The 25,850-nt window shown below is 68.1% G+C and carries 32 protein-coding genes; 16 read left to right on the top strand and 16 right to left on the bottom strand.

The genetic code is table 11. The annotated features are described in order from the left end of the window. Positions 1-213: 213 nt before the first annotated feature. A complete protein-coding gene (locus tag C458_RS04915; protein ID WP_004043804.1) occupies positions 214-519 on the bottom strand; it encodes a hypothetical protein in 306 nt (101 codons plus the stop codon). Positions 520-752: 233 nt separating this feature from the next. Between C458_RS04915 and C458_RS04910 the strand changes: the two genes are divergently transcribed. The 3 genes from C458_RS04910 (at position 753) to C458_RS04900 (ending at position 3,015) form a co-directional block, all read left to right on the top strand. Further along, on the top strand, positions 753-2,084 hold the full coding sequence (locus C458_RS04910; protein WP_008573724.1) for an adenylosuccinate synthase: 1,332 nt from the start codon (positions 753-755) through the stop codon (positions 2,082-2,084). Between the two features lie 108 nt (positions 2,085-2,192). After that, complete coding sequence (locus tag C458_RS04905; RefSeq protein WP_013035425.1) at positions 2,193-2,378, top strand: methytransferase partner Trm112; 186 nt, start codon at positions 2,193-2,195, stop codon at positions 2,376-2,378. A gap of 55 nt (positions 2,379-2,433) precedes the next feature. Next, positions 2,434-3,015: a hypothetical protein gene (locus tag C458_RS04900; protein ID WP_004063868.1), complete on the top strand. Its 582-nt coding sequence runs from the start codon at positions 2,434-2,436 to the stop codon at positions 3,013-3,015. Positions 3,016-3,072: 57 nt separating this feature from the next. Here the strand turns inward: C458_RS04900 and C458_RS04895 are convergent, their stop codons facing one another. Continuing rightward, the gene (locus tag C458_RS04895) at positions 3,073-4,239 is read right to left on the bottom strand and encodes a DR2241 family protein (RefSeq protein WP_008573722.1); all 1,167 of its coding nucleotides are present in this window, start codon (positions 4,237-4,239) and stop codon (positions 3,073-3,075) included. After that, a complete protein-coding gene (locus C458_RS04890; RefSeq protein ID WP_008573720.1) occupies positions 4,239-5,117 on the bottom strand; it encodes a CbiX/SirB N-terminal domain-containing protein in 879 nt (292 codons plus the stop codon). The genes C458_RS04895 and C458_RS04890 overlap by 1 nt, the downstream gene beginning before the upstream one ends. Positions 5,118-5,306: 189 nt before the next feature. On the opposite strand from C458_RS04890, the gene C458_RS04885 reads away from it, so the two are divergent. The 3 genes from C458_RS04885 to cysS all read left to right on the top strand — a co-directional run bounded on the left by C458_RS04885 (position 5,307) and on the right by cysS (position 9,248). Further along, positions 5,307-5,801: a hypothetical protein gene (locus C458_RS04885; protein ID WP_004063889.1), complete on the top strand. Its 495-nt coding sequence runs from the start codon at positions 5,307-5,309 to the stop codon at positions 5,799-5,801. A gap of 66 nt (positions 5,802-5,867) precedes the next feature. Further along, positions 5,868-7,646, top strand: a complete 1,779-nt coding sequence (locus C458_RS04880) for a globin-coupled sensor protein (protein ID WP_008573717.1) — start codon at positions 5,868-5,870, stop codon at positions 7,644-7,646. 117 nt (positions 7,647-7,763) lie between these two features. Then, a complete protein-coding gene (gene cysS, locus C458_RS04875; protein WP_008573716.1) occupies positions 7,764-9,248 on the top strand; it encodes a cysteine--tRNA ligase in 1,485 nt (494 codons plus the stop codon). An 18-nt stretch (positions 9,249-9,266) separates the two neighbouring features. On the opposite strand, the gene C458_RS04870 is transcribed toward cysS, so the two are convergent. After that, positions 9,267-9,551, bottom strand: coding sequence for a DUF357 domain-containing protein (locus C458_RS04870; protein ID WP_008573715.1), 285 nt, complete (start codon positions 9,549-9,551; stop codon positions 9,267-9,269). A 141-nt stretch (positions 9,552-9,692) separates the two neighbouring features. Between C458_RS04870 and C458_RS04865 the strand changes: the two genes are divergently transcribed. Continuing rightward, positions 9,693-10,742, top strand: a complete 1,050-nt coding sequence (locus tag C458_RS04865; RefSeq protein ID WP_008573712.1) for an NAD(P)/FAD-dependent oxidoreductase — start codon at positions 9,693-9,695, stop codon at positions 10,740-10,742. Positions 10,743-10,795: 53 nt separating this feature from the next. Here C458_RS04865 and C458_RS04860 read toward each other — a convergent pair whose 3' ends face one another. From C458_RS04860 to C458_RS04850, 3 genes are all read right to left on the bottom strand, one after another. Beyond that, a complete protein-coding gene (locus C458_RS04860; RefSeq protein ID WP_008573710.1) occupies positions 10,796-10,981 on the bottom strand; it encodes a hypothetical protein in 186 nt (61 codons plus the stop codon). Between the two features lie 79 nt (positions 10,982-11,060). Next, positions 11,061-12,269, bottom strand: coding sequence for a TIGR04347 family pseudo-SAM/SPASM protein (locus C458_RS04855; protein ID WP_008573708.1), 1,209 nt, complete (start codon positions 12,267-12,269; stop codon positions 11,061-11,063). Then, positions 12,266-12,610 carry an Htur_1727 family rSAM-partnered candidate RiPP gene (locus C458_RS04850; RefSeq protein ID WP_008579181.1) on the bottom strand — a complete coding sequence of 115 codons (345 nt, stop codon included), beginning with the start codon at positions 12,608-12,610 and terminating at the stop codon, positions 12,266-12,268. Before C458_RS04850 ends, C458_RS04855 begins: the two co-directional genes overlap by 4 nt. Positions 12,611-12,683: 73 nt before the next feature. Here C458_RS04850 and C458_RS04845 point away from each other — a divergent pair, with 73 nt between their 5' ends. Continuing rightward, entirely contained in the window at positions 12,684-13,205 is a 522-nt protein-coding gene (locus tag C458_RS04845; RefSeq protein WP_008573704.1) for a halocyanin domain-containing protein, read from the top strand. Positions 13,206-13,238: 33 nt separating this feature from the next. Here C458_RS04845 and C458_RS18780 read toward each other — a convergent pair whose 3' ends face one another. After that, positions 13,239-13,373: a hypothetical protein gene (locus tag C458_RS18780; RefSeq protein ID WP_004043819.1), complete on the bottom strand. Its 135-nt coding sequence runs from the start codon at positions 13,371-13,373 to the stop codon at positions 13,239-13,241. 94 nt (positions 13,374-13,467) lie between these two features. Beyond that, the gene (locus C458_RS04840) at positions 13,468-14,109 is read right to left on the bottom strand and encodes a helix-turn-helix domain-containing protein (protein WP_008573701.1); all 642 of its coding nucleotides are present in this window, start codon (positions 14,107-14,109) and stop codon (positions 13,468-13,470) included. 185 nt (positions 14,110-14,294) lie between these two features. On the opposite strand from C458_RS04840, the gene C458_RS04835 reads away from it, so the two are divergent. Both C458_RS04835 and C458_RS04830 read left to right on the top strand, forming a co-directional pair. Continuing rightward, positions 14,295-14,642: a helix-turn-helix domain-containing protein gene (locus C458_RS04835; protein WP_008573699.1), complete on the top strand. Its 348-nt coding sequence runs from the start codon at positions 14,295-14,297 to the stop codon at positions 14,640-14,642. Next, positions 14,642-14,842, top strand: coding sequence for a hypothetical protein (locus C458_RS04830; protein WP_008573697.1), 201 nt, complete (start codon positions 14,642-14,644; stop codon positions 14,840-14,842). Before C458_RS04835 ends, C458_RS04830 begins: the two co-directional genes overlap by 1 nt. Before the next feature lie 26 nt (positions 14,843-14,868). Here the strand turns inward: C458_RS04830 and C458_RS04825 are convergent, their stop codons facing one another. The 4 genes from C458_RS04825 to btuC form a co-directional block, all read right to left on the bottom strand. After that, positions 14,869-15,567 (bottom strand): RNA ligase partner protein, encoded by a 699-nt coding sequence (locus C458_RS04825; RefSeq protein ID WP_008573695.1) that lies wholly within the window; start codon positions 15,565-15,567, stop codon positions 14,869-14,871. Between the two features lie 87 nt (positions 15,568-15,654). After that, positions 15,655-16,824 carry a tubulin-like protein CetZ3 gene (cetZ3, locus tag C458_RS04820; protein ID WP_008573693.1) on the bottom strand — a complete coding sequence of 390 codons (1,170 nt, stop codon included), beginning with the start codon at positions 16,822-16,824 and terminating at the stop codon, positions 15,655-15,657. 84 nt (positions 16,825-16,908) lie between these two features. Then, a complete protein-coding gene (locus C458_RS04815; protein WP_008573691.1) occupies positions 16,909-18,375 on the bottom strand; it encodes a heme ABC transporter ATP-binding protein in 1,467 nt (488 codons plus the stop codon). After that, positions 18,372-19,466 (bottom strand): vitamin B12 ABC transporter permease BtuC, encoded by a 1,095-nt coding sequence (btuC, locus tag C458_RS04810; protein ID WP_008573689.1) that lies wholly within the window; start codon positions 19,464-19,466, stop codon positions 18,372-18,374. Before btuC ends, C458_RS04815 begins: the two co-directional genes overlap by 4 nt. A 60-nt stretch (positions 19,467-19,526) precedes the next feature. On the opposite strand from btuC, the gene C458_RS04805 reads away from it, so the two are divergent. The 4 genes from C458_RS04805 to C458_RS04790 all read left to right on the top strand — a co-directional run bounded on the left by C458_RS04805 (position 19,527) and on the right by C458_RS04790 (position 22,318). Further along, positions 19,527-20,642, top strand: coding sequence for a PGF-CTERM-anchored ABC transporter substrate-binding protein (locus tag C458_RS04805; protein WP_008573688.1), 1,116 nt, complete (start codon positions 19,527-19,529; stop codon positions 20,640-20,642). A 96-nt stretch (positions 20,643-20,738) separates the two neighbouring features. Further along, entirely contained in the window at positions 20,739-21,017 is a 279-nt protein-coding gene (gene srp19 / locus C458_RS04800) for a signal recognition particle subunit SRP19 (protein WP_008573686.1), read from the top strand. Continuing rightward, positions 21,017-21,241, top strand: coding sequence for an H/ACA ribonucleoprotein complex subunit GAR1 (locus C458_RS04795; protein ID WP_004043829.1), 225 nt, complete (start codon positions 21,017-21,019; stop codon positions 21,239-21,241). The genes srp19 and C458_RS04795 overlap by 1 nt, the downstream gene beginning before the upstream one ends. A 48-nt stretch (positions 21,242-21,289) precedes the next feature. Beyond that, positions 21,290-22,318 carry a presenilin family intramembrane aspartyl protease PSH gene (locus tag C458_RS04790; RefSeq protein ID WP_008573683.1) on the top strand — a complete coding sequence of 343 codons (1,029 nt, stop codon included), beginning with the start codon at positions 21,290-21,292 and terminating at the stop codon, positions 22,316-22,318. 118 nt (positions 22,319-22,436) lie between these two features. Here C458_RS04790 and C458_RS17790 read toward each other — a convergent pair whose 3' ends face one another. Together C458_RS17790 and C458_RS04785 are read right to left on the bottom strand one after the other, a co-directional pair. Then, positions 22,437-22,946: a hypothetical protein gene (locus C458_RS17790; protein ID WP_239638772.1), complete on the bottom strand. Its 510-nt coding sequence runs from the start codon at positions 22,944-22,946 to the stop codon at positions 22,437-22,439. 300 nt (positions 22,947-23,246) lie between these two features. Continuing rightward, positions 23,247-23,726, bottom strand: coding sequence for a PUA domain-containing protein (locus C458_RS04785; protein ID WP_008573682.1), 480 nt, complete (start codon positions 23,724-23,726; stop codon positions 23,247-23,249). Between the two features lie 119 nt (positions 23,727-23,845). Between C458_RS04785 and C458_RS18225 the strand changes: the two genes are divergently transcribed. Both C458_RS18225 and C458_RS04780 read left to right on the top strand, forming a co-directional pair. Next, the gene (locus C458_RS18225; RefSeq protein WP_008579182.1) at positions 23,846-24,013 is read left to right on the top strand and encodes a hypothetical protein; all 168 of its coding nucleotides are present in this window, start codon (positions 23,846-23,848) and stop codon (positions 24,011-24,013) included. An 88-nt stretch (positions 24,014-24,101) separates the two neighbouring features. Then, the gene (locus tag C458_RS04780; RefSeq protein ID WP_008573678.1) at positions 24,102-25,022 is read left to right on the top strand and encodes a hypothetical protein; all 921 of its coding nucleotides are present in this window, start codon (positions 24,102-24,104) and stop codon (positions 25,020-25,022) included. Positions 25,023-25,032: 10 nt separating this feature from the next. Here the strand turns inward: C458_RS04780 and C458_RS04775 are convergent, their stop codons facing one another. Continuing rightward, positions 25,033-25,530, bottom strand: coding sequence for an NYN domain-containing protein (locus C458_RS04775; RefSeq protein ID WP_008573676.1), 498 nt, complete (start codon positions 25,528-25,530; stop codon positions 25,033-25,035). Positions 25,531-25,850: the final 320 nt, after the last annotated feature.

Here is a 25,850-nt window from a genome sequence, read left to right as displayed (position 1 = left end):
TCCGCGGTTCGCCGCGGCTGTCGGCGGCACTGAGCGATAGTGAAACGACCGCGGGGCTCGGAGCGCGACCGCGGCGAGTGTCCGTGGTGTCGGGTCGGTACCGTTCGGTTCCGACCGCGTCGAAGCGTCGCTAACGCGGTCGGTCCGATGTCGTGCCCGGAGAGACTCGTCGGACGAAACAGGATAGAACGACCGCGTGCGCCTGAAGTGTGGTTAGTTCTCGATTTCGGCCGCTTCCTCGATTTTCATCGATTCGAGCTTGCCGACGATTTCGTCGAGCTTGTCGTCGAGTTCGTCGACGAACTCTTGGGTGCGCTCGGTGGTGATTGCGCCCTGGCTGGAGGGCTCGATGAGGTTCTCTTCTTCGAGAACGCGGAGGGAGTAGCGAACCTTGTGGTGCGGGTAGCCCGTCTCGTTGGACATCTTCACGATGCCGATCGGCTCACTTTCGATGACCATCTTCAGGACCTGGAGATGGCGCTCCAACATATCGACTTCCTTCTCAAGTCGGTCTATCATGCCATTTGTTAACTCTTCTTGGGAGGCTTTAAGCCTTGCCCTCCGAGCCGGCGAAAAAATGAGATAACGCGACCTTAACGAGGACACTAATTAACCGTTGTGTTATCCGTCGCCACGCCAATGCGTGTTCATGGCGTATTCCTCGGCAACGGTTCGAGAATTAGACACGAATGTGCATTGCTCGTCGGCCGCGACCGTAATCTGTTTAGTCCGGCGCGGGGAACGGCCGACGTATGACTGTTACCATCGTCGGTTCGCAACTCGGCGACGAGGGCAAAGGCGCGCTCGTCGACCTGTGGGGCGGCGACGCTGATATCGTCGTCCGCTATCAGGGCGGCGACAACGCCGGCCACACCGTCGTCGAAGACGGCGAGGAGTACAAGCTTTCGCTCGTCCCGAGCGGGGCCGTCCGCGACAAAATCGGCGTGCTCGGAAACGGCTGCGTCATCAACCCGCGGACGCTGTTCTCCGAAATCGACGACCTCCGCGAGCGCGGCCTCGACCCCGACGTGCGCCTCGCCAAGCGCGCGCACGTCATCATGCCGTACCACCGCCGCCTCGACACCATCGAAGAGGAGGCGAAGGCCGACTCGGACCTCACCGTCGGCACGACCGGCCGCGGCATCGGTCCCACCTACGAGGACAAGGCGGGCCGCCGCGGCATCCGCGTCGGCGACCTGCTCGACCCCGACGTGCTCCGCCAACGACTGGAGTACGTCGTGCCCCAGAAGAAGGCGCTCATCGAGGACGTGTACGGCCTCGAAGCCGGCGAGGAGTGCGACGTGGAAGCGCTCGTCGAGGAGTACACCGAAATCGGCCGCCGCCTCCGCGAGGACGACATGGCCGTCAACTGCGGCGACTTCCTCGCCGAGCGCCGCGAGGCCGGCGACAGCGTGATGTTCGAGGGCGCACAGGGCACCCTCATCGACATCGACCACGGGAGCTACCCGTACGTGACCTCCTCGAACCCGACCGCGGGCGGCGCGGCCACCGGCACCGGCGTCGGTCCGACCGTCGTCGGACAGGGCGAGGTCGTCGGCATCGTCAAATCCTACCTCTCCCGCGTCGGCGAGGGCCCGATGCTGACCGAGCTGAACGGCGACGACCGCGACGAGGAGCTCGCGGAGTTCATCCGCGAGAAGGGCGGCGAGTTCGGCACCGTCACCGGCCGCCCGCGCCGTATCGGCTGGCTCGACATGCCGATGCTCCGCCACGCCGCCCGCGTCAGCGGCTTCACCGGCATCGCCGTCAACCACCTCGACGTGCTCGCCGGCCTCGACGAGGTCAAGGTCGGCCACGCCTACGAACTGGAGGGCGACGAACGCCTGACGATGCCCGCGACGACCGAGCGCTGGGGCGAGTGCGAACCCGTCCTCAAGGAGTTCGACACGTGGCCGGAAGTCGACTGGGCGGCCGTCGCCGAGGAGGGCTACGACGCCATCCCCGACGCCGCACAGGACTACCTCGAATACCTCTCGGACGAACTCGACGTGCCGATTTACGCCGTCGGCGTCGGCCCCGGCCGCGAGCAGACGGTCCACCTCGAAAACCCGTTCGACGACTGAGCGCCGCGCAGTCGTCCACCCGGTGACGGCGCGCTTCCGCCCGCCGACCACCGCCGTGACGGCGGCGAACCCGTACGCTTTTACTTCGCGCAATCCACCGTCACGACGATGAAAGAATCCCTGATGGACATCCTCTGTGACCCCCTCGACAAGAGCGAACTCGAGTTGGAAGTCGACGAGCGCGACGGCGACGAAATCATCGAGGGGCGGCTCATCGGTACGGTCACCGGCGAGGTGTACCCCATCGAGGACGGCATCCCGAACCTCCTGCCGCCGGACATGCGCGACGACTGAGGAGACACCTCATCGGACCTGAACGTTTTTCTATTCTCGTCTCGACGGTGAAGCCGTGTCGAACGCGCCGCTCACCGTCACGCTGAACGACGAGCGCCCGCACGACCTCTCGGTAGCGCCGTCGTTCTCGACGAACGGGCCGTTCTCGGTCGAACTCGCGAACGAGGGGCAGGCGGTGCACGTCCACCTGCACATCGACGACGAACTCTCGCGCGCGGCGAGCCTCTCCGAAGGGAACCACTTCGTCGACGGCGACCAGACCAAGACCGTCGAGGTGTTCGTCACCCAGCCGTCCGAGCCGGTATCGGGGAAGCTCAAAATCGTCTCGGGCCACGGCTCGGAGACGAGATACGTCGACGTGACCGTCGAACCCGGCTCCGGCGGCAAACCGCCGGTCGACGTGGACGAGACGCTGTCGAAGCCGAAACAGCCCGAACCCGAGCCGAGCGTGACCGAGAGCATCGCCGACGTGTTCCCGAGCGTCGACCCGCGGGCCGCCCCGCTTTTCGGCCTCGCGCTCGTCGCGCTCGTTCTCGCGGTGGCGCTCGCGTCGCTGTTCGAGAGTTTCGCCATCACCCTCGGGGCCGGCGTCGTCGTCGGCGGCGTTCTCGCGGCGCTGGTGCTGACGATGCGGTGATGCTAACGATGCGGTGACGGCAGCCGAAAAAGTCGGGCGGGTCTCTCGCGGCGCGACTTACTCGTCGTCGGGCGCGTCGGTCGGGACGCCGCCGAGGTTCCCGTCGTCGTCGAACAGTTTCGCGCGCAGGAACCGCGCCCGGTAGCGGTTCGCGCCCTCGTACACGTCGGCCTCGCGGATGTCGTCGATGCGGCCGTCCGCGACGGCGTCGATGATGTCCTCGACCTGTTGTTTCTCCGAGGGCGTGAGTTCGAACTCGTAGGTCCGGGTCTCCTCGCCCTCCAGCCGCGTCCACTTTCGGGACGCCGCGATGACGACGGAACACGGCTCGCGGCACGGGAACGCGCCGTCGCCGCCGTCCACGTCGAGGTCGGTGTCGTCGTCGTACTCCCACTCGCGGCGCTTGACGCACTGGCTGTCGTCGCAGCAGGCCTCCGCGACCCAGTCGACGTGTTCGTGACCGTCGCCGCGGTTCCACGTCTTCACGACGCTGTACATCCCGGTCTGACGGCCGATGGCGTCCTCCCAGTGGGTCACGTCGAGTTCGCCCCGGCGCTCGCGGTACCAGTTGGGAACCGACGCGGGGTAGAACGTCTCGACGGTCTCCACGAGGTCGCGGCCGTCGAGGGCGGGGAACAGCCAGCCGCCGGCGAGGTTGCTGCCGGACTTCAGCGGGCGGTACCGCCCCTTCTCGTCGTAGGTCGCCAACTGGCGGGCCGCGAGCGGTTCGTGGTAGGCGTCGAGGTCGTCGCGGTCGGCGGCGGCCTCGTCGGCGTGGCGGAGTTCGTAGGACCGCTCGCCGTGGTCGTCGACCGTGACCGTGACGAGCAGTTGGCCCCACTCGCGGCTGACCCCGTCCCGGAGGTCGTCGTACCGTTCGGGGACCGAAGCGACGGCGGCGTCAGCGTCGGCGTCGCTGGCGCTGTCGCTTCCGTTTCCGTCGCCGCCCGTATCGACCGGCGCGCCCTCGACCCAGCGGAGGAACGCCCGTCGTTGCGGGCTGGACTCCCCGACGACCTCGGACCAGAAGTACCAGTTCGTCGCGTAGTCGTCGCAGTCGTCGAGAGCCTCGCGGAGTCCGTCTTCGGTGAGCCCCGAGAGCGTCGCGTCGGGCGTTTCGAGGCGGAACCCGCCGTCGCCGTCGGGGGCGACGGTGAGGCCGTCGAGCGAGACGCCGCCGCCGGTCGTCGCGGCGTCGACGAGGGCGTTGCGGTGGTGCCCCATCAGTTCGCCTCCTGCGGCGTCTTCCGGGTGCGTTCGCGCACGACTTCGAGGCTGTTACCGATGTCGGCACCCGCGTCGGCCGCGCGTTCGAGTACCACGTCGGCCATGAGCCCCTCGGTTCCGACCGCCCCGGCGTACCAGATGCAGTGGCCCTCGACCTCGGCGGGCACGTCGTAGCCCGTTCGGTAGTCGTCGGTCAGGCCCATGTCCTCCGGGATGTCCTCTTGGGTGTGGAAGCCGTCGGCGATAAACAGCGGGACGACGACCACGTCCTCGGAGTCGAAGTAGTCGGTCACGTCGTCGACCTCGGGTTCCTCGTCCATGTAGAGCGCCTGTACCTCGTCGAAACGGCCCATCTCGCGGATGCGGTCGGCGTGGTACTCGATTGCCTTCGCGGAGTTCTCGTTGCGCTCGGTCCCGTGGCCGACGACGGCGAGGCCGAAGCCCTCACCGACGTTCGGGTCGCCGGTGACCGTCTCGGCCCGGCGGACCAACACGTCGGTCATCGCCGCGTGCGTCCCGACCGGCCCGCAGTAGTGAATCGTCTTCTCGGGCACGTCGTTCGCGGTGAGGGTGACGTGCGACGCCGACAGGCCGTCGGAGTCCCAGTCGGCCACGTCCCACCCGTCGAGGCGGAGTTCCCGCGGGATGACCTGCTCCGTGAAGTAGCCCTCGCTGATGAAAAGCGGGACGACGTACACCTCGTCGGCCTCGACGGTCCGGAGCACCTCGCGGATAGACGGCTCTTCCTTCCAGAAGCCGGTCCGTACCTCGTCGAACGCGCCCACCTCGCGGACCGTGTCCGCGTGGTCGTAGGTGGGGGCGCTCGAATCCGGGTTCAGGTGCGACCCGTGCGCCACGATGACCAGAGCTTGCATGTCCGGGGGTTACGAGGGGAGTGTCTTATGAACTTCGCATCGAAGAAAGGAATCTTCGGGTTCGGCCAACTCGCGTTCACTACTCGTTCAGGCGGCGCGACGCGGTGGGGCGGGGAGTCGCCTCCGAGACGGCCGCGACAGCGCCCGGCGAGCGGCGCTTTTTTGCGCGCGCCCGACCACCGCTGAGGCATGTCCCTCGCCGCCGACGCGCGCGACGCAGTCCGCGAACGACCGTACCTCCTCACCGCGCTCCGCGCGGGCGTCGTCAACTACGCCGCCGCCGCGGCCGAACTCGACCTCGGCGACGACGAGGCGGTCGCGGCCGCGCTCCGCCGGTTCGCTGACGACCTCCCGTCGCTGGAAGCCGACCCCCGAGACGCGTCCGTGACGATGCGGAGCGGCGTCGGCCTCGTGGGCGAGGACGTCGAGGAGACCGACGACGACCCCGTGCTCTCGGTCGCCGGCGTCGACCTCGCAAGCGGCGGCCCGCTCACGGCTATCATCGCTGAGGGCGAGGTCGACCCGACCGTCCTCGCCGCCGTCCTCTCCCGACTCGACGCCGAGTCCGTCGTCGTCGACGCCGCGGGCGTCGCGGGCGACGCGCTCGCCGTGGTCGTGCCGCGCCGACAGGGGGCCGCCGCCCTCCGCGTCGTCGAGGCGGCCGTCAGCGATTTATACGTCTGATTCTCGGCTATCAACCGTGATAGCCGGCGGCCGGCGCTTATTACCTCGGAGTCGGTGAGTTCCTCAATGGTTTCGCCCAGCCCCCGCGACGACGACGGCAACATCTCGCTTTCATCCACGGAACTCCTCGCCGAACTCGACCTCGACGGCGACGAGTTGGGCTGGCGGCAGTCGTTCGTCGGCTTCGACGACGAGGACGCCGCGCGTCTCGCAGATCTCCGAGATGTCGTCGAGACCCGCGACGAGGCGCTCGTCGACGGCTTCGTCGAGCCGATTCTCGCGAACGAGCGGACGACGGACGTCATCGACCGCTCGACGACCGACCTCGACGGCCTCCGCGCGGTCGTCTCCGGCTACTACCGCTCGTTCACCGACGGGAACTACGACCGGAACCACTACGCGGCGCGCACCCGAATCGGCCTGCTCCACGACAAACTCGACATGCCGCTGCACTACTTCGGCGGGATGTTCGCCAACGTCACCGGCATCTTCGCGGACGAACTCCGCGGGCGCGCCGTCGCCGACGCCACCGAGTCGCTGTCGGGCGACGACGCCGACCGCGTCGAACACACCATCGACGAGGCGTTCGCGGACATGATGGCGGTCGTCCGCGGGCTCAACCTCGACCGGCAGGTCGTCAACGCAACCTACCTCTACTCGTACTCGCTGGACGTTCGCGAGGAGGTCCGCCGGGCCAGAGAGAGCCGCGGGGACCTGGAGTCGGTCGCGTCCCAGCTTCACGAGGAGACCGCGGGCACGAGCCAGAGCATCGCGGAAATCGAGGGACTGGCGGCCCGGCAGGCCGACATGACCGAGGAAATCGCCGCCGAGCTGTCGAACCTCAGCGCGACCGTCGAGGAGGTCGCGGCCACCGCCGACGACGTGTCTTCCCGAAGCGACGAGGCCACCACGCGGGCCGAGGAGGGCCGCGCCGAGGCCGGCGAGGCGATCGACGCGATGCGGCAGGTCGGTGACGACCGCGACGAGATAACCGTCAACGTCGAGGCGCTCGTGGCCGCCATCGACGAGATTCAGGACATCGTCGAGGTCATCGACGAGGTGGCCGACCGGACGAACCTGCTCGCGCTCAACGCCTCCATCGAGGCCGCTCGCGCCGGCGAGGCCGGCTCCGGCTTCGCCGTCGTCGCGGACGAGGTGAAATCGCTCGCCAACGAGTCGAAGTCGCAGGCCGAGCGCATCGGCCAGATGATAGAGGACGTGACCGACCACATCGAGGACACCGCCGAGGCGCTGTCGTCGGCCGACGAGAACATCGACCACGGCATCGAGCGGGTCGAATCGACCGTCGAGAGCCTCGACGAGATAACCGACTCGGTCGCCGACGTGACCGACGGCATCGACGAGGTGGCGCGGGCGACCGACGAGCAGGCGACGCTCACCTCCGACATCGCCACCTTCGTCGACGACGCGGCGACGCAGGTCGACGAGGTGACCGAGGAGATAGACCGCATCTCCGAGAGCGTCTCCGAGCAGGCCGAACAGGCCGCCGACCTCGACACGGCCGTCGAGGAGTTGGACCGCGAGGCCGACCTCGAATCGTTCCGCCGGCGCGCGGAGACGACGACCGACGGCGGCGTCGCCACCAGAGGCGGTCACTACGCGCTCGCGTCGGCGGCGAACGCCGACCGCGCGGTCAGCAGGGAGATGGGTGCGACGACCTCGACGGGCGACCGAGTCGGCGGCGCTGAGTCCACCCCGACCGGCGACGATGCAACCGCCGACCCAACCGACCGGATTCCGGCGTTCGTCAAGCGACTGCTCTCGGAGGAGACGCTGGCGAAGATTCGCCGCGGCGAGGCCGACCGCCCGGAGTGGACGAAGTAACCGCTGCGATGAGGTGACGACGGCGCGGCGGTCGGCCCGTGAGGACGGCGGCACACCGACCCCGAACCGGCCGCGCTTCCGACGGGTTGAAAGCGGTCCCGGAAGTAGCCGAATGTGATGACCCTGTCCGTGACCAACACCCTGACGGGAGAGCGCGAGGAGTTCGAGTCGCACGGCGACGAAGTGTTGCTCTACGTCTGCGGACTGACGGTCTCGGACCACGCGCACCTCGGCCACGCCCGCCTGTGGATGCACGCCGACCTGATGCACCGCTGGCTGGACTACGAGGGCTACGACGTGCGCCACGTCGAGAACTTCACCGACGTGAACGAGAAGATAGCCGCCCGCATCGGCGAGGACGACCTCGGCGGCGACGAGGCGGGCGTCGCCGAGCACTTCGTCGGCGACGTGATTCGCGACATGCGCGGGCTGAACCTGAAGCGCGCCGAGGTCTACCCGCGCGTCTCCGAGCACATCCCCGAGATTATCGACCTCGTACAGACGCTCGTCGACCGCGGCCACGCCTACGAGTCAAACGGCTCCGTCTACTTCGACGTGTCCACGTTCGACGACTACGGGAAGCTCTCGAACCAGAAGCTCGAGGAACTGGAGTCGCGGGCGACGAAAGACGAGCGCTCCGAGAAGCGCAACCCGACCGACTTCGCGCTCTGGAAGGCCGGCGCGGTCGACCCCAAGACGGCCGCCGAACACCGCGACCCCGACCTCGACCCGCTCCACGAGCCGTGCGGTCAGACCTGGGAGTCGCCGTGGGGCGAGGGCCGCCCCGGCTGGCACATCGAGTGCTCCGCGATGTCGATGACGCACCTCGGAGACACCCTCGACATCCACGTCGGCGGCCGCGACCTCGTGTTCCCGCACCACGAGAACGAAATCGCCCAGTCTGAGGCGGCGACCGGCCAGCAGTTCGCCCGCTACTGGCTCCACGTCGGCCTGCTCCAGACGGAGGGCGACAAGATGAGTTCGAGCCTCGGCAACTTCTTCACCGTCGGCGACGCCCTCGACGAGTTCGGCGCGGACGTGATTCGGACGTTCTACCTCTCGACGGCCTACGGCTCCGAGCAGACGTACTCCGAGGAGACCATCGCCGAGGCCGAAGAGCGCTGGGAGCGCCTCGAACGCGCCTACGAGGCGGCCGTCGACGCCGCCGACAGCCCCGACGCCCGGACGAAAGTCGAGGCGGGGGAGCTCCGCGACACCGTGACCGCGACCCGCGAGAACTTCCGCGAGGCGATGAACGACGACTTCAACGTCCGCGAGGCGATGGCCGAACTGCTCGGCCTCGCCGGCGCGGTCAACCGCCACGTCGTCGACGCCGACGCGTACGACTACCGCGCGCTCCGGCGGGCAATCGAGGCGTTCGAAGACCTCGGCGGCGAGGTGTTCGGCCTCTCGTTCGGTGACGCGGGCGAGGGCGGCGACGTGTCGGTCGCGGAGGACCTCGTCCAGCTCGTCTTGGACGTGCGCGAGGCCGAGCGCGAGGCGGGCAACTACGAGCGCGCCGACGACCTGCGCGACGACCTGACGGCGCTCGGCGTTGAGGTCGAAGACGGCCCCGACGGCGCGACGTTCCGGTTCGAGTAATCCTCCCGGTTCCCCGGCTCACATCGTAAACAGGTGCGAGTCGTCGGGAACGTCGAACAGCCCCATTCTGACGCCCGCATCCAGCCAGCCATAGCCGTACGAAAATGACGCCAGCGCGTTCACCCAGTCGTCGTCGGCTTTGAAGTGCCGGCCGTCGTCGAGGTAGGACTCGGCCATCTCCAGACAGTCGGCGGCGGCGTCGCCGAGGTGCGTCTCGTCGGGGACGGCCTGCACCGCCTCGTCGAGCGCGTCGGCGAGCATTCCCTCGTAGCGGTTCGTCTTCTCCTGTAAGTCGGCGGCCATGCGGAGTCGTGCGTCCGCGACGGATACCGGTCTTTCGCTCCGCGCGCCGCGAGAGCCGTGGCATGCGTTGTCGTGTCGGTGGTGTAGCGCGCCTCGCAATACAGCGAAACCTTAAGACGCCGGTGTAGCGAACTATCGGCTATGACAGAGGACGCCGATTCGTTCGTGGAACACAGGAAACTCATCATCGCCGGCTCGGGTATCTCCGGCCTCTCGTCGGCCATCTACGCGGCCCGCTCCAACAACGAGCCGCTGGTACTGGAGGGTGACGAGCCGGGCGGACAGCTCACGCTCACGACCGAGGTCGACAACTACCCCGGCTTCCCCGAGGGCATCTCCGGGCCGGAGCTCATCAACAACATGAAAGAGCAGGCCGAGCGCTTCGGCACGGAGATTCGCCACGGCATCATCGAGGACGTGGACGCCTCGGAGCGACCCTTCACGGTCACGCTCAAGAACGGCGACGTGTACACCGCGGACGCCCTCATCGCGGCGTCGGGCGCGTCGGCCCGCACCCTCGGCATCCCCGGCGAGGAGAACCTGATGGGCTACGGCCTGTCGACGTGTGCGACCTGCGACGGCGCGTTCTTCCGCGGCGAGAAAATCATGGTCATCGGCGGGGGCGACGCCGCCGTCGAGGAGGCCAACTTCCTCACCAAGTTCGCCTCGACGGTGTACCTCGTCCACCGCCGCGAGGAGTTCCGCGCCGAGGACTACTGGGTCGACCGCCTGATGGAGAAGGTCGACGAGGGCGAAATCGAACTCATGCTCAACACCGAGGCGACGGAGCTTCACGGCTCGCCCGAGGAGGGCGTCGACCACGTCACGCTCGTCCGCAACCCCGAGGGTCACCCGAGCGACAAGCTCGACGACCCCGGGACCGAGGAGTTCGACTTCGACGTGGGCGCGGTGTTCTACGCCATCGGCCACACGCCGAACGCCGACTACCTCGAGGGGACGGGCGTCCAGCGCGACGACGACGGCTACATCGTCGCCAAGGGCGGCTCCGGCGGCGGCCAGACGGCGACCGACGTGCCCGGCATCTTCGCCGCGGGTGACGTGGTCGACTACCACTACCAGCAGGCCGCGACCGCCGGCGGCATGGGCGTGAAGGCCGCCCTCGACGCCGACGACTACCTCGAAGAGCTCGAACGCGAGGAGAAGCGGGCGGCCGCGGGCGCGGCCGAGTAAGCGAGCGTCCCGTCTCAATCTCCGGTTTTTCGGTCGTGTCCGGCTTCGACGCGCTACGTCAAAGACCGCAACAGCCACGCGAGGATGAAGCTAATCGCCACGAAGATGAGGTAGACGCCGGGCGAAAAGCGCGCGTCCACGACGCCGACCGCGTCCGCGACCGCGACGGCGAAGATGACGAGACCGACGCCGACGAGCCCGTTCCCGAGGATGTTCGGAACTCCCCGTTTGGTTTCCATAGCCGCGGTTGGAGTCGACGAAAAATAAGCGTACGGAGCGTTCCCAGCGGGTGAAAGGAGACGGCGGGGTCGGCGGCGCTCAGTCGGCCGCGCCCGGACTCGCGTCGGCCCCCGCGCCGCGCTCCTCGGGCGTCAGGTAACACTGCGGGTCGGGACCGAACAGTTCGCCCGTCGCCGCGAGCGACCGAAGCCGCGAGGAGCCGCGACACACGTCCTGATACTGGCAGGTCGCGCACTTGCCGGTGAGGTGTTCCTCCCGCTCGCGGAGTTTGGCGAGAAGCGGGTTCGACTCGTCGTCCCAGATGTCACCGAACGGGCGGTCCCGGACGTTGCCGAGGCTGTACCCCTGCCAGAACTGCGTGAGGTGCACGTCGCCGCGGTAGTCCACGTCGGCGACGCGCTCACCGGTCGGGTCGCCGCCGTTGACGCGGAGATACCGGTGAATCCGCTCGGCGTGGTCGCGTCCGAGCTCCTCCTCGGCGTACTCGACCACGTAGGCGGAGTCGGCGTAGTTGCCGACCAGGAGCGTCTCTATCTCCTCGCCCTCGGCGTGGTACTCGCGGGTCATGTCGAACAGCCGGCGGACGGCGCGGCGCTGGGCCTCGTCGTCGAGGTCGGCGTCGGCGATGTCGCCGCCGCGGCCGCCGTAGTCGAGGTGGTAGAAACAGAAGCGGTCGACGCCCACGTCGTACAGCAGGTCCACCACGTCCTCCATGTCGGCGGCGTTGTGCTCGGTGATGGTGTACCGGAGGCCGGTCTTGAGCCCCACCGAGAGGCAGTTTTCGATGCCGCGGACGGCGGCGTCGAACGCGCCGTCTTTCCCGCGGAAGCGGTCGTTGCGTTCCTCCAAGCCGTCGACGGAGACGCCGGCGTACGAGAGCCCCGCGTCGCGGAGCGCCCGGGCCTTCTCCTCGGTGATGAGCGTCCCGTTGGTCGAAAGCACCGCCCGGATGCCGGCGTCGGTGGCGTAGTCCACGAGTTCGACGAGGTCCTCGCGGACGAGCGGTTCGCCGCCCGAGAACAGAAGCACGGGCACGTCGTAGGCCGCGAGGTCGTCGATGAGGCCCTTCGCCTCGGCGGTCGAGAGTTCGCCCTGCGCGGGGTCGAGGTCGGCCCCGGCGTAGCAGTGTTCGCAGTAGAGGTTACAGCGCCGCGTCGTGTTCCAGACCACGACCGGACGTTTCTGTTTCTCCTCGCGTATCTGGTCGATGTCGGCGTCGGGGTCGTCGTAGCGGAGGCCGTCGCCCTCGGCTCCCTGCCCGCAGAGGAGCTTGCTGATGGAAATCACTCGGCGGACACCCCGTTTTCGGCACCGCGGGCGTCCCCCGCATCGTCGCCGGTTCCCGCCCCGCCGTTCGACTCCTCGCCCTTCGCAGCGAGGTCGTTCCCCCCGAGTCGGAGGAACTCGTCGGCCGGCGCGAGCCAGAGGTCCGCGTCGCCGCCGCCGAACAGCGTCCGCGCCTGCTCGGTCGCGAGGTCCTCGGCGGGCGCGCTCACGCTGCCGACGTGGCGCATCGGCTCGGTCGGCACGTCGCGGTAGAACACTTCCCACTGGCGGCTGCCGTCGATTCGCGGTCGTCGCCTCGGGTCGTCGTCGTCCATGCTGTCGCCTTCGGGCGGGACGGTCACGCTCGTTTCGCCCGTTTTCAGCGCGTGGGAATCGAAGCTTTCGACTTGTTCGGCCGCTCACTAGAGCCAGCTAATGACGCAACGGTTCTCCCGGCGGTCGGTTCTCCACGCAACGGCGGCTTCGACTGGTATCGCGCTGCTTGCGGGCTGTTCGAGTTCGTCCGGCGACGGCTCCGGCGGCGCGGGCGACGGGGACGGAGCCGGCGGCGACACGTCCGGCGGGGACGACGCGGCCGACCACGAGATGCGTGACTTCGGCGGCTGGTTCGACCGGACGCAAAACTACGACGGCGTCCACGACCTGACGGGACAGGACAGCGTGACGGTCGCGGTCGGCGCGGCAGGCAACGGCGGCGGCTACGCGTTCGCCCCCGCCGCGGTGCAGGTCTCGCCGGGAACGACGGTCGTCTGGGAGTGGACCGGAAACGGCGGGACGCACAACGTCGTCAACCGCGAAGACGGCCTGTTCGAGTCGGAGCTCACCGTCTCCGAGGGCCACACCTTCGAGTACACGTTCGAGGAGTCCGGCGAGTACAACTACGTCTGCGTCCCCCACGAGACGCTCGGCATGGTCGGCGTCGTCGTCGTCGAGTAAGCGTAAGCGGCCGCGGCGTCGGCGGCGTCGGCGTCACGCGGACTTCGCGGCGTCGTTCAGCGGCGCGGTACAGAGGACGCAGCCGGTCTCCCGGAGCGTCCGCATCATCGGCTCGTTGACCCGGTAGCGCTCGCCGCACTCGGGACAGGTCACGTCGAACTCGCGCATCGTTGCTCACCGGCTAGCGGTACGCCGCGGGGCCCCGAGGTGGCGCACCCTGCATTCGCGGGGGACTGATACCCCGGCGACACGTCCCATCTCGTCACTCCTGGAGAATGGCACCCATGAGCTTCTTCTGCGCCATGGCGAGGTGCTCGGAGAACGTCGAGGTCGTGATGCCGAGTTCGGCCGCGACCTCGCCTTTGTTCGCGCGCCGCGGGTGGTCGAAGTAGCCCATCTCGTGGGATGTCTCCAGCACCTCGCGCTGGCGGTCGGTGAGCTGGCCGCGCTCGACCAACACGAGGTCCCGCGACTCGTCGGTCGACGACTGGAGCAGCCGGCGCACGTCCACCGCCCCCGACGACTCTCGGAGGGCGGCGACCACGTCGCGGAGCGTCTCCACGTCTGGCGCGTGGAACGTCAGAAACAGCGCGCCGTCGCGCGTCTGTACGTCCACGACCGGGCAGTCGAACGCCTCGACGCGCTCGCAGGGACAGCCGACGCCGCCCTCGCGGTCGAACCGGTAGACGCTGCCGTCGCCGTACTCGAACAACCGTTCCATCTCCTCGGGAACCCCGTCGTCGTCGTCGAAGACGAACTCCTCGACGACCGACCCGCGCTCGTTGGGAGCCATGCTCCGCGAGAGCGCGTAGCCCGAGGTGTCGCCCTCGGAGACCGTCGCGACGGGACAGCCGTCCGGCCCCGTCACCTTCAACTCCGCTCTGATGCCCGCTGCGCTCGTCATAAGAGTACGAAGTCGCCCCAGCCCCTGATATAAACACCCCCGATACACCGGGCCTTTATATCGTGGTTCGTGTCACCGCCGCCACCGTCGACAGGCGGGCTGCGGCCGGTCGGTGGGGGCTATAAAGCGCCCCGCATATTCGGGGTGCTCTTCGACGGACGACGCGGCCGAACGTACGAGTGAGCATGCAGACCGGCCTCAGACGCACGCCGACCGGACCGAAGCCCGCCGAGTTGGAGGCGGAACAGGTGCTGGAAGCGCTCTCGGACCGCGCGTGCCGGCAGATTCTCACGACCCTGCAAGGCGCGACCGAGCCGATGACCGCACAGGACCTCTCGGAGGCGTGCGACGTGCCGCTGTCGACGACCTACCGGAAGGTCGAACAGCTCTCGGAGGCGGCGTTGCTCAACGAGACGCTCCAACTGCGGGCGAACGGGACGCACACCCACCAGTATCGGTCGAGCGTCGAGTCGGTCACGGTCTCGCTAAACGACGACCGGGGGCTCGAAGTCGCCCTCGGCGGGGACCGCTGATGGGCTCGGAGCCGGTACACCCGCCGGATTCGGGGAACGAAGACCACGCTCGCCCGCGACTCGCGTCTCGGCTGACCACCCATCCCGACGGGCGCGAGGAGTGCACGATTTACCCGGCCGATGCGACGCCCGAGGCCCAACTGACGCGGTGGATTTCGGCGTTCGAGGGGAGCTTCGTCGACCTCGATGCGATGGAGTAGGCGTCGGGGTGAGAGCGACCGGAGGGTTACAGTCGGTCGGGGTCGACGCCGTCGTCGCCCCCGACCCACGGGCGCGGGCTGTCGAGCGCCATGAGGTACTCTTCTAAGAGGGTCGGAAACGCCCGCCCGCGGAGGTTCCGCAGGCCGAAGTCGGCGGCCCAACTGATGATGCCGGTGTCTTCGGTGACGACGCCGGCGTTCAGTTCGCGCGCGAGGATGAGGAGGTCGAAGTCCTCCCGAGAGTCGAGTACGCCCTGTCTGAGCGCGCCGCGGTAGTCCTCGCGGAGGTCGGAGATGACCTTGTCGACGTCGGAGAGCTTCGACCCCCCGTTGGAGCGCTGTTTCGACTCCTCGGCCTTACGGACGGCCTTCTCGGAGACGCGGAGGCCGCGGTTGACCCGGTCGGACATCTCGTCGATAAAGCGGTAGACGACTTCGGCGGGGATGTACACCTCGTAGCGGTCGGGGTGTTTCTTGATGACCCACGTATCGAGTTTGCCGAGCACGTCCTCCGAGACGCCGCGCTCGCGGAGGATGTGTTCCAACTCCGCGGCGATAGACGGCGGCATGTAACACGAGATGTTCAGGTCCAGTCGCGCGGCGGCGATGGTGTCGAGGAGCCGTTCGATGCCCTCCTCGAACGTCTCGTCGTCGTCTCGAATCTCCTCGGAGAGAAACAGCGAGGTGTCGAGCACGAAGCGTTGTTTCAGCGGGTACTCGGCCATCGTTCGGTAGTTGGTACCGCGGCACTATGACCCTTCCCCGCGGCCGAGGGTGAGCGGTACCGGTGAGAGAAACCGGACGAAGACGGCTCAGAACAGCGGTTCGATGCGGTCGTCGCCGGTCGAGACGAGGTCGTCGAGCGACGCCGCGCTGGACTCGCGTTTGGCGAGCATATCGCGTTGGGTCTCGATGGCGACCGCCTGTAACTCCTTGACCCGCGGCACGTCGTAGACGCCCGACAGGAGCACGACCGCGGCGACGAAGTTCGAGTCGATGGGGTAGTCGCCGCCGCGAATCTCCATCGTCCCGGTCGCGTCTTCGAGCCACGTCCGCGCGCGCTCGATGCCGCGGCGCGACAGCACGTCCGACGGGCCGGCGACGACGACGAGGCCGCGCTCCGCGCCGGAAATCTCGCAGGGCAGCGTGAGCCGCCCGAGCGCGGCGCGGCGCACGAGGCTGGTGATTCGGTTCGTCGAATCGCCGCCGTCGTCGGCCTCGGCCTTCCCGCCGGAGAGTCGAGACAGGAGGCCCCGCTTCGGGCGGTCGAGTTCGACGGCGGCGTAACCGATAGTCGAGACGCCGCCGCCGCCGAGCGTGTTGATTATCTCGGAGGCGTCCACGACGGACTCCGCCACCGCGCCGGAGCCGTCGCCCTCGCCGGCGCTGAACAGCACGCCGAGCCGGCGGGCGAGTTCGGCGTTGAGACTGCCGTAGCCGGCTTCGAGCGACTCGCCGGTCTTCCGCCAGGCGTCGTTGTCGAACACGATGAGGTTGTCGACCTCGCGGACGAACGTCTGGAAGGAGCGCGCGGCGTTGAGCGTGTAGATGCCGCCTTCGTCCCGCGCGGGGAGGATGCCGAGCCCGTAGACGGGTTCGGTGTAGATGTGCTTCAGTTCCCGCGCGATGACGGGCGCGCCGCCCGAGCCGGTGCCGCCGCCGAGTCCGGCGACGACGAGGAAGGCGTCTATCTCGTGGACCGGGAGGTCGTCGATCATCGAGAGCACCTCGCCGACGTCTTCCGCGATGACCTCCGCGCCGAGTTCGTTGTCCGCGCCGACGCCGTGGCCCTTCACGCGCGTCAGGCCGACGAGCACCTGCCGCGACTCGGGGACGGTTCGAAGTCCCCGAAGGTCCGCGCGGGCCGAGTTGACCGCGATTGCGTCGACGACGAACCCCGTCTTCGCCCGTCGCTCGTAGTCGACGAGGGCGTCGACGACTTTGCCGCCTGCCTGTCCGATACCGATGAGTGCGAGTTTCATGTCCGTCTTCCTCTCAGAAATCCGACCGACTAGACGCGCGCTCAGATATTGAATATGCTGTGCGTAGGGCCGCGCAACGACAGTTTAACTGGAAAATAAGTCCGACACTCTCTCGTCGCTGACAGCGTCGGAGTCGGTCGATTCGGCGTCGGTCGCGCCGGACTCGTCGGCGGTCGCTCCCGTCTCGCGGTCGGCGTCGCCGGTCGCGCCGTCGTCGCGCGCTGCGAACGCGTCGCAGGCGAGTTCGCCGACGGCCGACAGGAGGTCGCCCGGTTCGACGACGCGGCCGCGCTCCCGCAGGCGCTCGTAGACCGCGAAGCCGTCGTCGCCGGCGTAGTTCCGCTCCGAGAACGGTCGCTGTTCGACGAGGACGAGCCGGTCGGCCTCGGCCGCCGCTTCGAGGTTGGCGAGATTGCCGTCTCCGACCTCCACGTCGGCGACGACGGTCACGTCGGCGGCGTCGACTCGGGATTCGACCGCGGCCCGCGCCGCGTCGTCGACCGGCGAGTACGGCGGCACGGTCACGAGGTCCGCGCCGACCCGGCGGGCCGCCTCGGCGTCGGTATCGCCCTCGTTGAGCGCGCCGGCGGACAGCGCGTAGCCGGCCGCCGACAGCAGGTGGAGCGCCCGCGCGCCGGTGCCGCCCCCGCCGACGACGTGGACCCGGCCGTTGGCGTCGTCCGACGACGGCGGGAGGGCGGTCACGTAGACGGAACCGGTGACGGGGTGCCGCGAGACGACCGCCTCGGCGTCGAACGCCTCCCGGAGGTTCCCCTCGGTGAGCACCGTCTCGGGGTCGCCCGCCGCAAGGATGCGCCCGCCCGACAGGAGCACCAGCGCGTCGCAGTAGTGGGCCGCGAGGTTGAGGTCGTGGATGGCCGCGACCGCGGTCGTGCCGTCCGCGACGAGGTCGGAGACGAGTTCGAGCGTGCGGACCTGGTGGTTGATGTCGAGGCTGGCGGTCGGTTCGTCGAGGAGCAACACGGGCGTCTCCTGCGCCAGCGCGCGGGCGATGAGGACGCGCTGGCGCTCGCCGCCGCTGACTTCCGTGACGGGGCGGTCGGCGAGCGACTCGACGGCGGTCCGGCGCATGGCGGACTCGACGGCGGCGGCGTCGCGCTCGCGCCAGCCCTCGAAGCGCCCGCGGTGGGGCGTGCGGCCCATTCTGACGACCTCGCGGACGGGGAAGTCGAAGGTGACGCTCGTGGTCTGCGGGACCGTCGCCACGAGCCTGCTCGCCGCCTTCGACGACAGGGCGTGGACATCTTCCCCGACGACGCGAACCGACCCCTCGTCGGGCGCGAGCGCGCCGTTGAGCGTCCGAAGCAACGTCGTCTTCCCCGCGCCGTTGGGGCCGATGAGTCCGACGAAGGTTCCTTCGCCCACGTCGACCGAGACGGAGTCGAGAATCCGGGTGTTTCCGAGCGAGAGCGAGACGCCGTCGAGCCGAATCGCCGGCTCGGCGTCGCTGAAGGGGTCGTCGGGAGCGTCGACCCCGGGGGAGTCCGAACCGGGGGCGTCCGCGTCGCCGGCGCGGTTGGGGTCGCTCACGGCGAGTGCACCTCCCGCGTGCGGAGCAGGTAGAGGAAGAAGGGCGCGCCCACGGCGGCGGTGACGACGCCGACCGGAATCTCCGCGCCGCCCGAGCGGGCGACGGTGTCGGTGGCGACGAGGAACGACGCGCCGGCCAGCGCCGACGCCGGGAGCAACACCCGGTGGTCGGGACCGACGAGGAGCCGGAGCATATGGGGGACGACGAGGCCGACGAAGCCGATGACGCCGGAGACCGAGACGGCCGCGGCGGTGACGACGCTCGCGGTGGCGAGAAGCAGCTGTTTCGTCCGCTCGACTTCGATGCCGAGGGCGTGGGCGTCCTCCTCCCCGAGCAGCAGGACGTTCAGGTCGCGGGCGTGGACGACGAGGAGGAAAAACGGGAGCGGCAGGACGAGGGAGAGCATCCCGACCTCGCTCCACGTCGCGCCCGCGAGGTGGCCCATGAGCCAGAAGACGACCTGTCGGAGGCTCTCGCCGCTCTGGAGGAGGAGAAACGAGATGACCGCGCCGAGAAACGTCTGGATGGCGACGCCCGCGAGAAGCAGGGTCGCAACCGGGGTTCGGCCGTCCTCGCTGGCGAGCAGGTAGACGACGAAAGCGGTGACGACGGCGCTGACGAAGGCCGCGCCCTCCAGCCCGAACGGAATCGAAAGCGACAGCACGATAGTCGCCACCGCGCCGACGGCGGCCCCGGAGGAGACGCCGACGATTGAGGGGTCGGCCATCGGGTTGCGGAAAAAGCCCTGCATCACGGTTCCCGCCGCCGCGAGCGCGAAGCCGACGAGCGCCGCGAGGAGGATACGAGGCAGGCGGACTGAGAGCACGATGATACGGGCGGGTCTGGGGACGGCAAACTCGAACGGCGAGACGAACTCCAGCGTCGGCGTCGGAACCGACCCGACGACGGGGAGTGCCGTCGCGCCGCCGAGCGAGACGCCGACGGGGACGGAAACCGCGTCCGCGAGGATGGCGGCGACGGTCCGAGGCGGGATGGTCACGGCCCCGATGCCGGCGCTCACGACGACGACGAAAAACAGGAGCCCGGCGAGGCCGAGCGACCACGTGGTCGCCCGCGTTCGAACGCTCATTGGGCACAACCGCGCTTTCAGTAGGTAAATATTTATTGAACAGCCGCTGAGGCCACTACCGTGAACCGACAACTCGTCGTCGCCCTGCTCGCGTTCGCGACCGTTCTCGCCGGGATTCCGGCACCGGCTGCGGCCGCGGTAGGTCAGGCGGCACCGCAGCAGACCGCGGCCTGTACGTTCCCGGTGACCGTCACCGACGCGACGGGGACCGAAGTCACGATTACCGACGACCCGGAGCGGATCGTCACGACCAACCCGAGCGCCGCCCAGACCATGTGGGAACTCGGCGCGCGCGACGAGGTCGTCGGCGTCTCGCAGTACGCCACGTACCTCGACGGCGCGGCCGACAAGGGGAACGTCTCCGGCTCCGGCGGCCTCAACGTCGAGGCCGTCATCGGTCTCGAACCCGACCTCGTGTTGGTCCCGAACTCCTCGTACAACGCCGAACCCGACCGCATCGAACAGCTTCGCTCGGCGGACATCTCGGTCGTCGTCTTCGAGTCCGGCGAGTCGCTCGCCGCCGTCGCCAACAAGACCGAACGTGTCGGCCGCATGACGGGCAACTGCGAGGCCGGCGTCGAGCGCGCCGCGGAGATGCGCGACTCGATGGCGAACATGGAGCAAGCCCTCGACGGCGCGGAGCGCCCGGTCGGCCTCAACTCCTTCTTCGGCTACTCCTCCGGGTCGGGCACGTTCATCTCCGACATCATGACGACCGCGGGGCTGCGCAACGGCGCGGCGGAGGCGAACATCACCGGCTTCGCCCAGATTAACGAGGAGCTCGTCGTCGAGATGAACCCCGAGTACATCGTCGTCCCCGACCACGCGCCGGTTCCGAGCAGCCCGGCGTACAACAGCACGACGGCGATGCAGGAAGGCAACGTCATCGTCATCGAGGCGCACAAGCTCCAACAGCCCGCCCCGCGAGCCATCGAGGCGAGCGAGGCGATTCTCGAAGCGGTCCACCCCGACGCCTACGAGCGCTACCGGCAGCTCGAAACCGAGTCCGCGACCGAGACGACCGCGACCGCGGACGCGACTGCAACCGACGCCACCGAGGCAACCACGACAACCGAGTCGTCGGAGTCCACGACAGAAAGCGATGCGCCCGGGTTCGGCGTCGTCGCCGGCCTCGCCGCCATCGGCGCGGTCGCCCTGCTCGCGCGCCGCCGATAACCATACAGCCACCCACGCCGGCTCCGTTTCTCCGCCGCACGCGCTCGGCTCCCTGAGACCACAACCGTATTACCGTCGGGTGGCAGACACACGAGTATGGTCGAGAACGTCATCTACCCCGCCTACCTCGACGCCTCTCTCTCGCGCAGCGAGGGTCGGCGGGTCGCCCGGTCCGCGGCGGTCGAAGCGCCGACCGTCGACGAGATTGCGAAGGCCGTCCAGCAGGTCGGCTACGACGCCGTCATCGAACGGGACAAACGGTACTCCCGCGAGTTCGAAACCCGCGGGCGCGTCCTCGTGAACAACGCCGACGACGCCACGAAAAACGACATCGTGCAGGCGGTCGCCGCCTACGTCGGAATCCTCCGCGACTGATGCGGCGAATCGGCACGGTCTCCCGGACGGCGCAGGGCCTCGCCATCGTCCGCCTCGACGACGACGACACGCCGGACATCGGCACGATGGTCCTCGACGAATCGCTGTCGACGGTGGGTCGCATCGTGGACGTGTTCGGCCCGGTCGACCGCCCTTACGTCGCGGTCACGGCCGACAGCGGCTCACCCGCCCGCCTCGTCGGCAGCAAGCTCTACGCTCGCTGACGACGCCAGAGCGCAACCCCCATACTCCTCGGGTGGGAACGCCCCGCTATGTCACGCCGCGCCTATCGGGGGGTCGCCCTCGCCGCCCTCATCTTCCTCGTCGTGCAGGTGGGTGCGCTCGCCCTCGTGCCGACGTTCTTCGAACAGGGGTACCAGACGGTCGAAGACCCCTCGGACCCGACGAACAGCCTGCTCTACATCGGCGCGATTATCGCCATGACCGCGTTCATGCTCGCGGCGTTCAAGTACGACCTCGACCAGCTCATCCGCCTCGTCATCGTCTTCACGAGCGGCCTGCTCGCGTGGTACGTCTTCGCCGCGCTCGTCCCCAACGGACTGGTCGCCATCGCCCTCTCGGCGGCCGTCGCGCTCGCGCTGCTCGTCTACCCCGAGTGGTACGTTATCGACGCCGCGGGGGTGCTCATGGGCGCGGGCGCGGCCGCCCTGTTCGGTATCAGCTTCGGCCTGTTGCCCGCCATCGTGCTCCTCTCGGTCCTCGCCGTCTACGACGCCATCAGCGTCTACAAGACCAAGCACATGCTCGACCTCGCGGAGGGCGTGATGGACCTCCGCATCCCGGTCGTGCTCGTCATCCCGACGACGCTGTCGTACTCGATTCTCGACGACGAGTTCGCCCGCGACGCCAACGAAGTCGGCGACGGCGAGAACGCGACCGACGGGGGCGAACCGGCGGAGACGGCCGATGCCAATACGGAAACTGAGACGGCCAATGACGCCAATGACGACGCCGAGGACTCCGAGTCCGGCGAGCGAGACGCCTTCTTCATCGGCCTCGGCGACGCGGTCATGCCGACTGTGATGGTCGCCTCGGGCGCGTTCTTCTCCGAAGCGCCGTCGCTCGGCGTCGGCGCGCTCCCGGCGCTGAACCTCCCGGCGCTCCTCGCCATGGTCGGGACGTTCGCCGGGTTCTCCGGGCTGATGTGGGCCGTGATGAAGGGGCGGGCGCACGCCGGCCTGCCGCTTCTCAACGGCGGCGCAATCGGCGGGTACCTCGTCGGCTCGGTCGTCGCGGGCGTCCCGCTCGTCTCCGCGCTCGGACTCGCGCCGTACCTCTGAAGCGCGGCTTCGTCGAAGTTCTCGTCCGGTGATTATTTGTTGCGGCTGTGCTGGATAGAGCGCGAATCGGTCATGGTAACTTGCCGGGCTTCGGTCGTCCGAGTCGGCAGATGGAGAGCTATTCTTCAATCGTGAGTGTATAGCTCCACTCAAACGCTTCCCATGTCGTGTCCGCTCTAACTTTCGGCACACATGACTCGGTAAAGCGGTGTTCCCCTGCGGGAAGACAACCTATATCTTCGGGTCGGTTACTCACCCACTTGTCCATCGTGGCCTCCAATATTTCCCGCTCCGGGTAATGCAGTACAGTGTATTCGGTCTGAATGCACTCCCCCGCATCGAGTGACTGCCATCTAAGCACGTCAGGAAGAACGAAGTGAACAAGATTCGTCTGCCAGCACCTCTCGACCGGGCGGTCCGGGATAATCTGTTCGTCTGTTCCGAAGGCGTGTTTCTGTACCTGACGGTCACTCGGAATGAGAACAAGCCATCCTTGGCCTTCACTCCAAATACTGGAGTACGGCTGGATTGCGCCGAAGCCAACCGTTTGCTCTTCGGAGGAACGATTCTCAAATGAACCCCGAATCTGAGCAGGTGCATCGGATGAGAAATCGCGCAGCTTCTCCATACTGAGCTGGAAGGGTTTCTTGCTGGGTTGAGGTCCTTCAGTAACCGTGATACGGGGGTAGCGCCCAGAAGCCATAGAAAACAACGACGCCCCAATCAAGTAACATTATTGAACCGATTTGGGCGAAATCAGTACGCTAAGACGGTGGTTGATACGGACCCCAACTGGAGAGGTTTAGAACGTTGTCTGTGGGTAGATGCCTCTTTGTCGTGCTGAACTCTCTCTACGTCTCGCACGCCATCTCTCCCACCCCTCAATCCCAACAGCGGCGTACCGCCCGAGTCTCCCCCGACTTCTCCGCTACTCCTCGTCCGCGCCCTCGCGGACGCGAACCGCCATCCCCGCCTGGAAGTCGAGCATCGCATCCGCGGAGAGTTCCGCGCGACCGACGCCCAGCAGGTCGCCGTCGGGGCCGACGACGCACACCTCGTCGCCCGAGCGAACCGCCGGGTCGGCGGCGGTGACGAACTTGGCGAAGGCGTTCTTGCCGTCGCGGACGAACGGCACCGACTCGTCGCCGACGCGGACGACGTAGGCGTCGCCGTCGAGGGCGTCGTAGAGGCGGCGGCCGCCGGCGACGCCGAGGGTGAACCGGCCGTCCGTGCCGTAGGAGGTGACGCGGTCGCCCTCGACGTACACCTGTCGCGGGCGGCCGCTCCGCGAGCGCGAGAGTTCGATGTCCGCGTCGGCGGGGAACAGCGCGTCGCCCGCGCCGGCCCCGAACTGGTAGTCGGCGACGACCCGGAGGTCGTCCAAATCGGTCGCGTGGCCTTCGGTCATACCCCGCCGTTCGCCCCGCCGGCTAAAGTGGGTCGCGGTCCCGGCCGGCCGCGTGCACCGGGTTAGCACGCACGTTCGAGACGGAAAGTCCTAAGTACGGGACAGACCCCCCTCGGAGTATGTCTGTGGACGTTCGACTCGCCGCCGTGGGGACCGCGCTGCTGCTCGCGAGCAGTGTGCTTCTCACGCAGACGGCGCTCGACTGGCGGCTCCCGACGGTGCTCGCCGCCATCGCGGCGCTCGGCGCGGTCGCCACCGTGGCCCGATTGGCGACGCCGACGGCCTGAGTTCCCACCCGCGGGCCCGGATACGACCCCGACCACGCCGGCGTCTCGACCCCCCGTTTTACGTATTGTCGCATCGACAGGTCGAACTATGGCCGCGATTAGCTCCCTCCAGACCGCCCTCCGAGGCATCCGGTCGAACCCGGTGTTGTTCCTCGGCAGTCTCGCCTTGGGCCTCGTCACGCTCCCGCAACTCGCCACGCAGTTGGCGCAGATACCGTTCGTTCCGACCATCCTCATGGCGGCGACGTTCTTCGTCACGCCGTTCGTCGCCGCCGGTCTCTACGGCATGGCCGACGAGGCGGTCGGCCGCGGGGGCGGTGGCTCGACCTCGCTGTCGACGCTCACGGCCGTCGGCCGCGAGAAGTACGTCTCGGTGCTCCTGGCGAACTTCGTCCAACTCGGCATCGTCCTCGCCTTCGGCATCGTGTTCGTCATCATCGTGGTCGCCGTGGCCGTCTCGCTCGGTCTCGGCGGTCTCGCAGCCAGCGGTGGCGATGTCTCCAATCTCGCCCTCGGCGGCGGCTTCCTGGTCGGCATCGCCGTCCTGGGCCTCCTCGGACTGGTGTACCTCGTCGTCAGCTTCCTCATTCAGTTCTACCCGGTCGCGGTCGTCGTCGGCGACAAGGGCCCCATCGAGTCGTTCGGCGAGAGCTATCGGCTCGTCCGGCACAACGTCGTCCCCACGCTCGGCTACTCCGTCATCCGGTTCGTCGTCGGCCTCGTCGTCAGCATCCCCGCCACGGGCGTCATCCTCTTTGTGTCGTTCCAGAGCGTCCAGCAGGTCCAGGACGCGGCGAACCCGGCGGCAGCGCAGGCCGGGGTCGGCTTCGCGCCGATGGAAATCGCCGCTATCGCCGTCCTCTCGATAGCGACGCAGACGATTCTCGCGGCGTTCCAGTACACCTACGCGGTCGCCTTCTTCGAGGCTCACGACGCGGGGACCGACGGACCGACCGGGACGGCCGGTCCCGACATCGACGGGGACGCGGCGATTCCGCAGTTCGAGTAGTCGGCGGAGATTACAGCAGGAACGTCTCTTTTCGCTCCGAGAGGTCGATGAACGCGTCCGCCGCCGCGACGAGTTCCTCGGCGGTGGACTCCTTGAACGCCATCACCTCGACGCGGACGCCCTCGTGGCGGAGGTGCGTACAGAGTCGTTCGAAGTCGCCGTCGCCCGAACAGAGGACGACCGTGTCCACGTGGTCGGCGAGGCTGACCGCGTCGAGCGCGATGCCGAGGTCCCAGTCGGCCTTCTTCGAGCCGTCACCGAACGTCTTGATATCCTTGATTTTCGTCTCGAAACCGATGTCGACGAGTGCATCGAAAAAGCTCACCTCGTCGGGCGAATCCGCCCGGATGACGTAGGCGATGGCGCGGGTGAGCGCGCGGCCCGCCGTCCCCTTCTGGAGGAGCGACGAGTAGTCGATGTTCCGCGAGTAGAGGCTCTGTGCCGTGTGGTAGAGGTTCTGCGCGTCTGCGAGGATGGCGACGCGTTGGTCGGGGTGAATCTCAGTCATTCGTACGACGCTTGGGCGGCGCGGGCTAATAACCGTCCGGGGAGACGGGGGTGCGGCGGACGGGCGTCCACCGTCGCGGCCGGAAACCGGACGGAGAGCGCCGCGAATCGTGCCTCAGCCCGCCCGTCGGGTCCGGCAGGTCCTGCAGACGGCGCAAGTTATATTACGTTTCCAGCACCTGCATCCGGTGTGAACGACGCGACGCGGCCCTCGCAGGTCACCACACCCTCGACAGCGTCGCGTGCCGCTTTCTTTTCGAAAAAACGTGCGTACTGAATCGCTCGTTGCGGGAGTAGCGACCCCGTCTCGGGCGGCCTTCG

The sequence above is a fragment of the Haloferax sp. ATCC BAA-644 genome, from assembly GCF_000336975.1.
Classification (GTDB): domain Archaea; phylum Halobacteriota; class Halobacteria; order Halobacteriales; family Haloferacaceae; genus Haloferax; species Haloferax volcanii.
The sequence above is the reverse complement of the archived record's forward strand: the minus strand, read 5'-3'. Positions and strand labels throughout refer to the sequence as shown.

Coding starts and splice junctions, on each gene's coding strand:
- C458_RS04915 (WP_004043804.1), bottom strand. CDS start 519: ATGATAGACCGACTTGAGAAGGAAGTCGATATGTTGGAGCGCCATCTC.
- C458_RS04910 (WP_008573724.1), top strand. CDS start 753: ATGACTGTTACCATCGTCGGTTCGCAACTCGGCGACGAGGGCAAAGGC.
- C458_RS04905 (WP_013035425.1), top strand. CDS start 2,193: ATGAAAGAATCCCTGATGGACATCCTCTGTGACCCCCTCGACAAGAGC.
- C458_RS04895 (WP_008573722.1), bottom strand. CDS start 4,239: ATGGGGCACCACCGCAACGCCCTCGTCGACGCCGCGACGACCGGCGGC.
- C458_RS04890 (WP_008573720.1), bottom strand. CDS start 5,117: ATGCAAGCTCTGGTCATCGTGGCGCACGGGTCGCACCTGAACCCGGAT.
- C458_RS04885 (WP_004063889.1), top strand. CDS start 5,307: ATGTCCCTCGCCGCCGACGCGCGCGACGCAGTCCGCGAACGACCGTAC.
- C458_RS04880 (WP_008573717.1), top strand. CDS start 5,868: ATGGTTTCGCCCAGCCCCCGCGACGACGACGGCAACATCTCGCTTTCA.
- cysS (WP_008573716.1), top strand. CDS start 7,764: ATGACCCTGTCCGTGACCAACACCCTGACGGGAGAGCGCGAGGAGTTC.
- C458_RS04870 (WP_008573715.1), bottom strand. CDS start 9,551: ATGGCCGCCGACTTACAGGAGAAGACGAACCGCTACGAGGGAATGCTC.
- C458_RS04865 (WP_008573712.1), top strand. CDS start 9,693: ATGACAGAGGACGCCGATTCGTTCGTGGAACACAGGAAACTCATCATC.
- C458_RS04860 (WP_008573710.1), bottom strand. CDS start 10,981: ATGGAAACCAAACGGGGAGTTCCGAACATCCTCGGGAACGGGCTCGTC.
- C458_RS04845 (WP_008573704.1), top strand. CDS start 12,684: ATGACGCAACGGTTCTCCCGGCGGTCGGTTCTCCACGCAACGGCGGCT.
- C458_RS18780 (WP_004043819.1), bottom strand. CDS start 13,373: ATGCGCGAGTTCGACGTGACCTGTCCCGAGTGCGGCGAGCGCTACCGG.
- C458_RS04840 (WP_008573701.1), bottom strand. CDS start 14,109: ATGACGAGCGCAGCGGGCATCAGAGCGGAGTTGAAGGTGACGGGGCCG.
- C458_RS04835 (WP_008573699.1), top strand. CDS start 14,295: ATGCAGACCGGCCTCAGACGCACGCCGACCGGACCGAAGCCCGCCGAG.
- C458_RS04830 (WP_008573697.1), top strand. CDS start 14,642: ATGGGCTCGGAGCCGGTACACCCGCCGGATTCGGGGAACGAAGACCAC.
- C458_RS04825 (WP_008573695.1), bottom strand. CDS start 15,567: ATGGCCGAGTACCCGCTGAAACAACGCTTCGTGCTCGACACCTCGCTG.
- cetZ3 (WP_008573693.1), bottom strand. CDS start 16,824: ATGAAACTCGCACTCATCGGTATCGGACAGGCAGGCGGCAAAGTCGTC.
- btuC (WP_008573689.1), bottom strand. CDS start 19,466: ATGAGCGTTCGAACGCGGGCGACCACGTGGTCGCTCGGCCTCGCCGGG.
- srp19 (WP_008573686.1), top strand. CDS start 20,739: ATGGTCGAGAACGTCATCTACCCCGCCTACCTCGACGCCTCTCTCTCG.
- C458_RS04795 (WP_004043829.1), top strand. CDS start 21,017: ATGCGGCGAATCGGCACGGTCTCCCGGACGGCGCAGGGCCTCGCCATC.
- C458_RS04790 (WP_008573683.1), top strand. CDS start 21,290: ATGTCACGCCGCGCCTATCGGGGGGTCGCCCTCGCCGCCCTCATCTTC.
- C458_RS17790 (WP_239638772.1), bottom strand. CDS start 22,946: ATGGAGAAGCTGCGCGATTTCTCATCCGATGCACCTGCTCAGATTCGG.
- C458_RS04785 (WP_008573682.1), bottom strand. CDS start 23,726: ATGACCGAAGGCCACGCGACCGATTTGGACGACCTCCGGGTCGTCGCC.
- C458_RS18225 (WP_008579182.1), top strand. CDS start 23,846: ATGTCTGTGGACGTTCGACTCGCCGCCGTGGGGACCGCGCTGCTGCTC.
- C458_RS04780 (WP_008573678.1), top strand. CDS start 24,102: ATGGCCGCGATTAGCTCCCTCCAGACCGCCCTCCGAGGCATCCGGTCG.
- C458_RS04775 (WP_008573676.1), bottom strand. CDS start 25,530: ATGACTGAGATTCACCCCGACCAACGCGTCGCCATCCTCGCAGACGCG.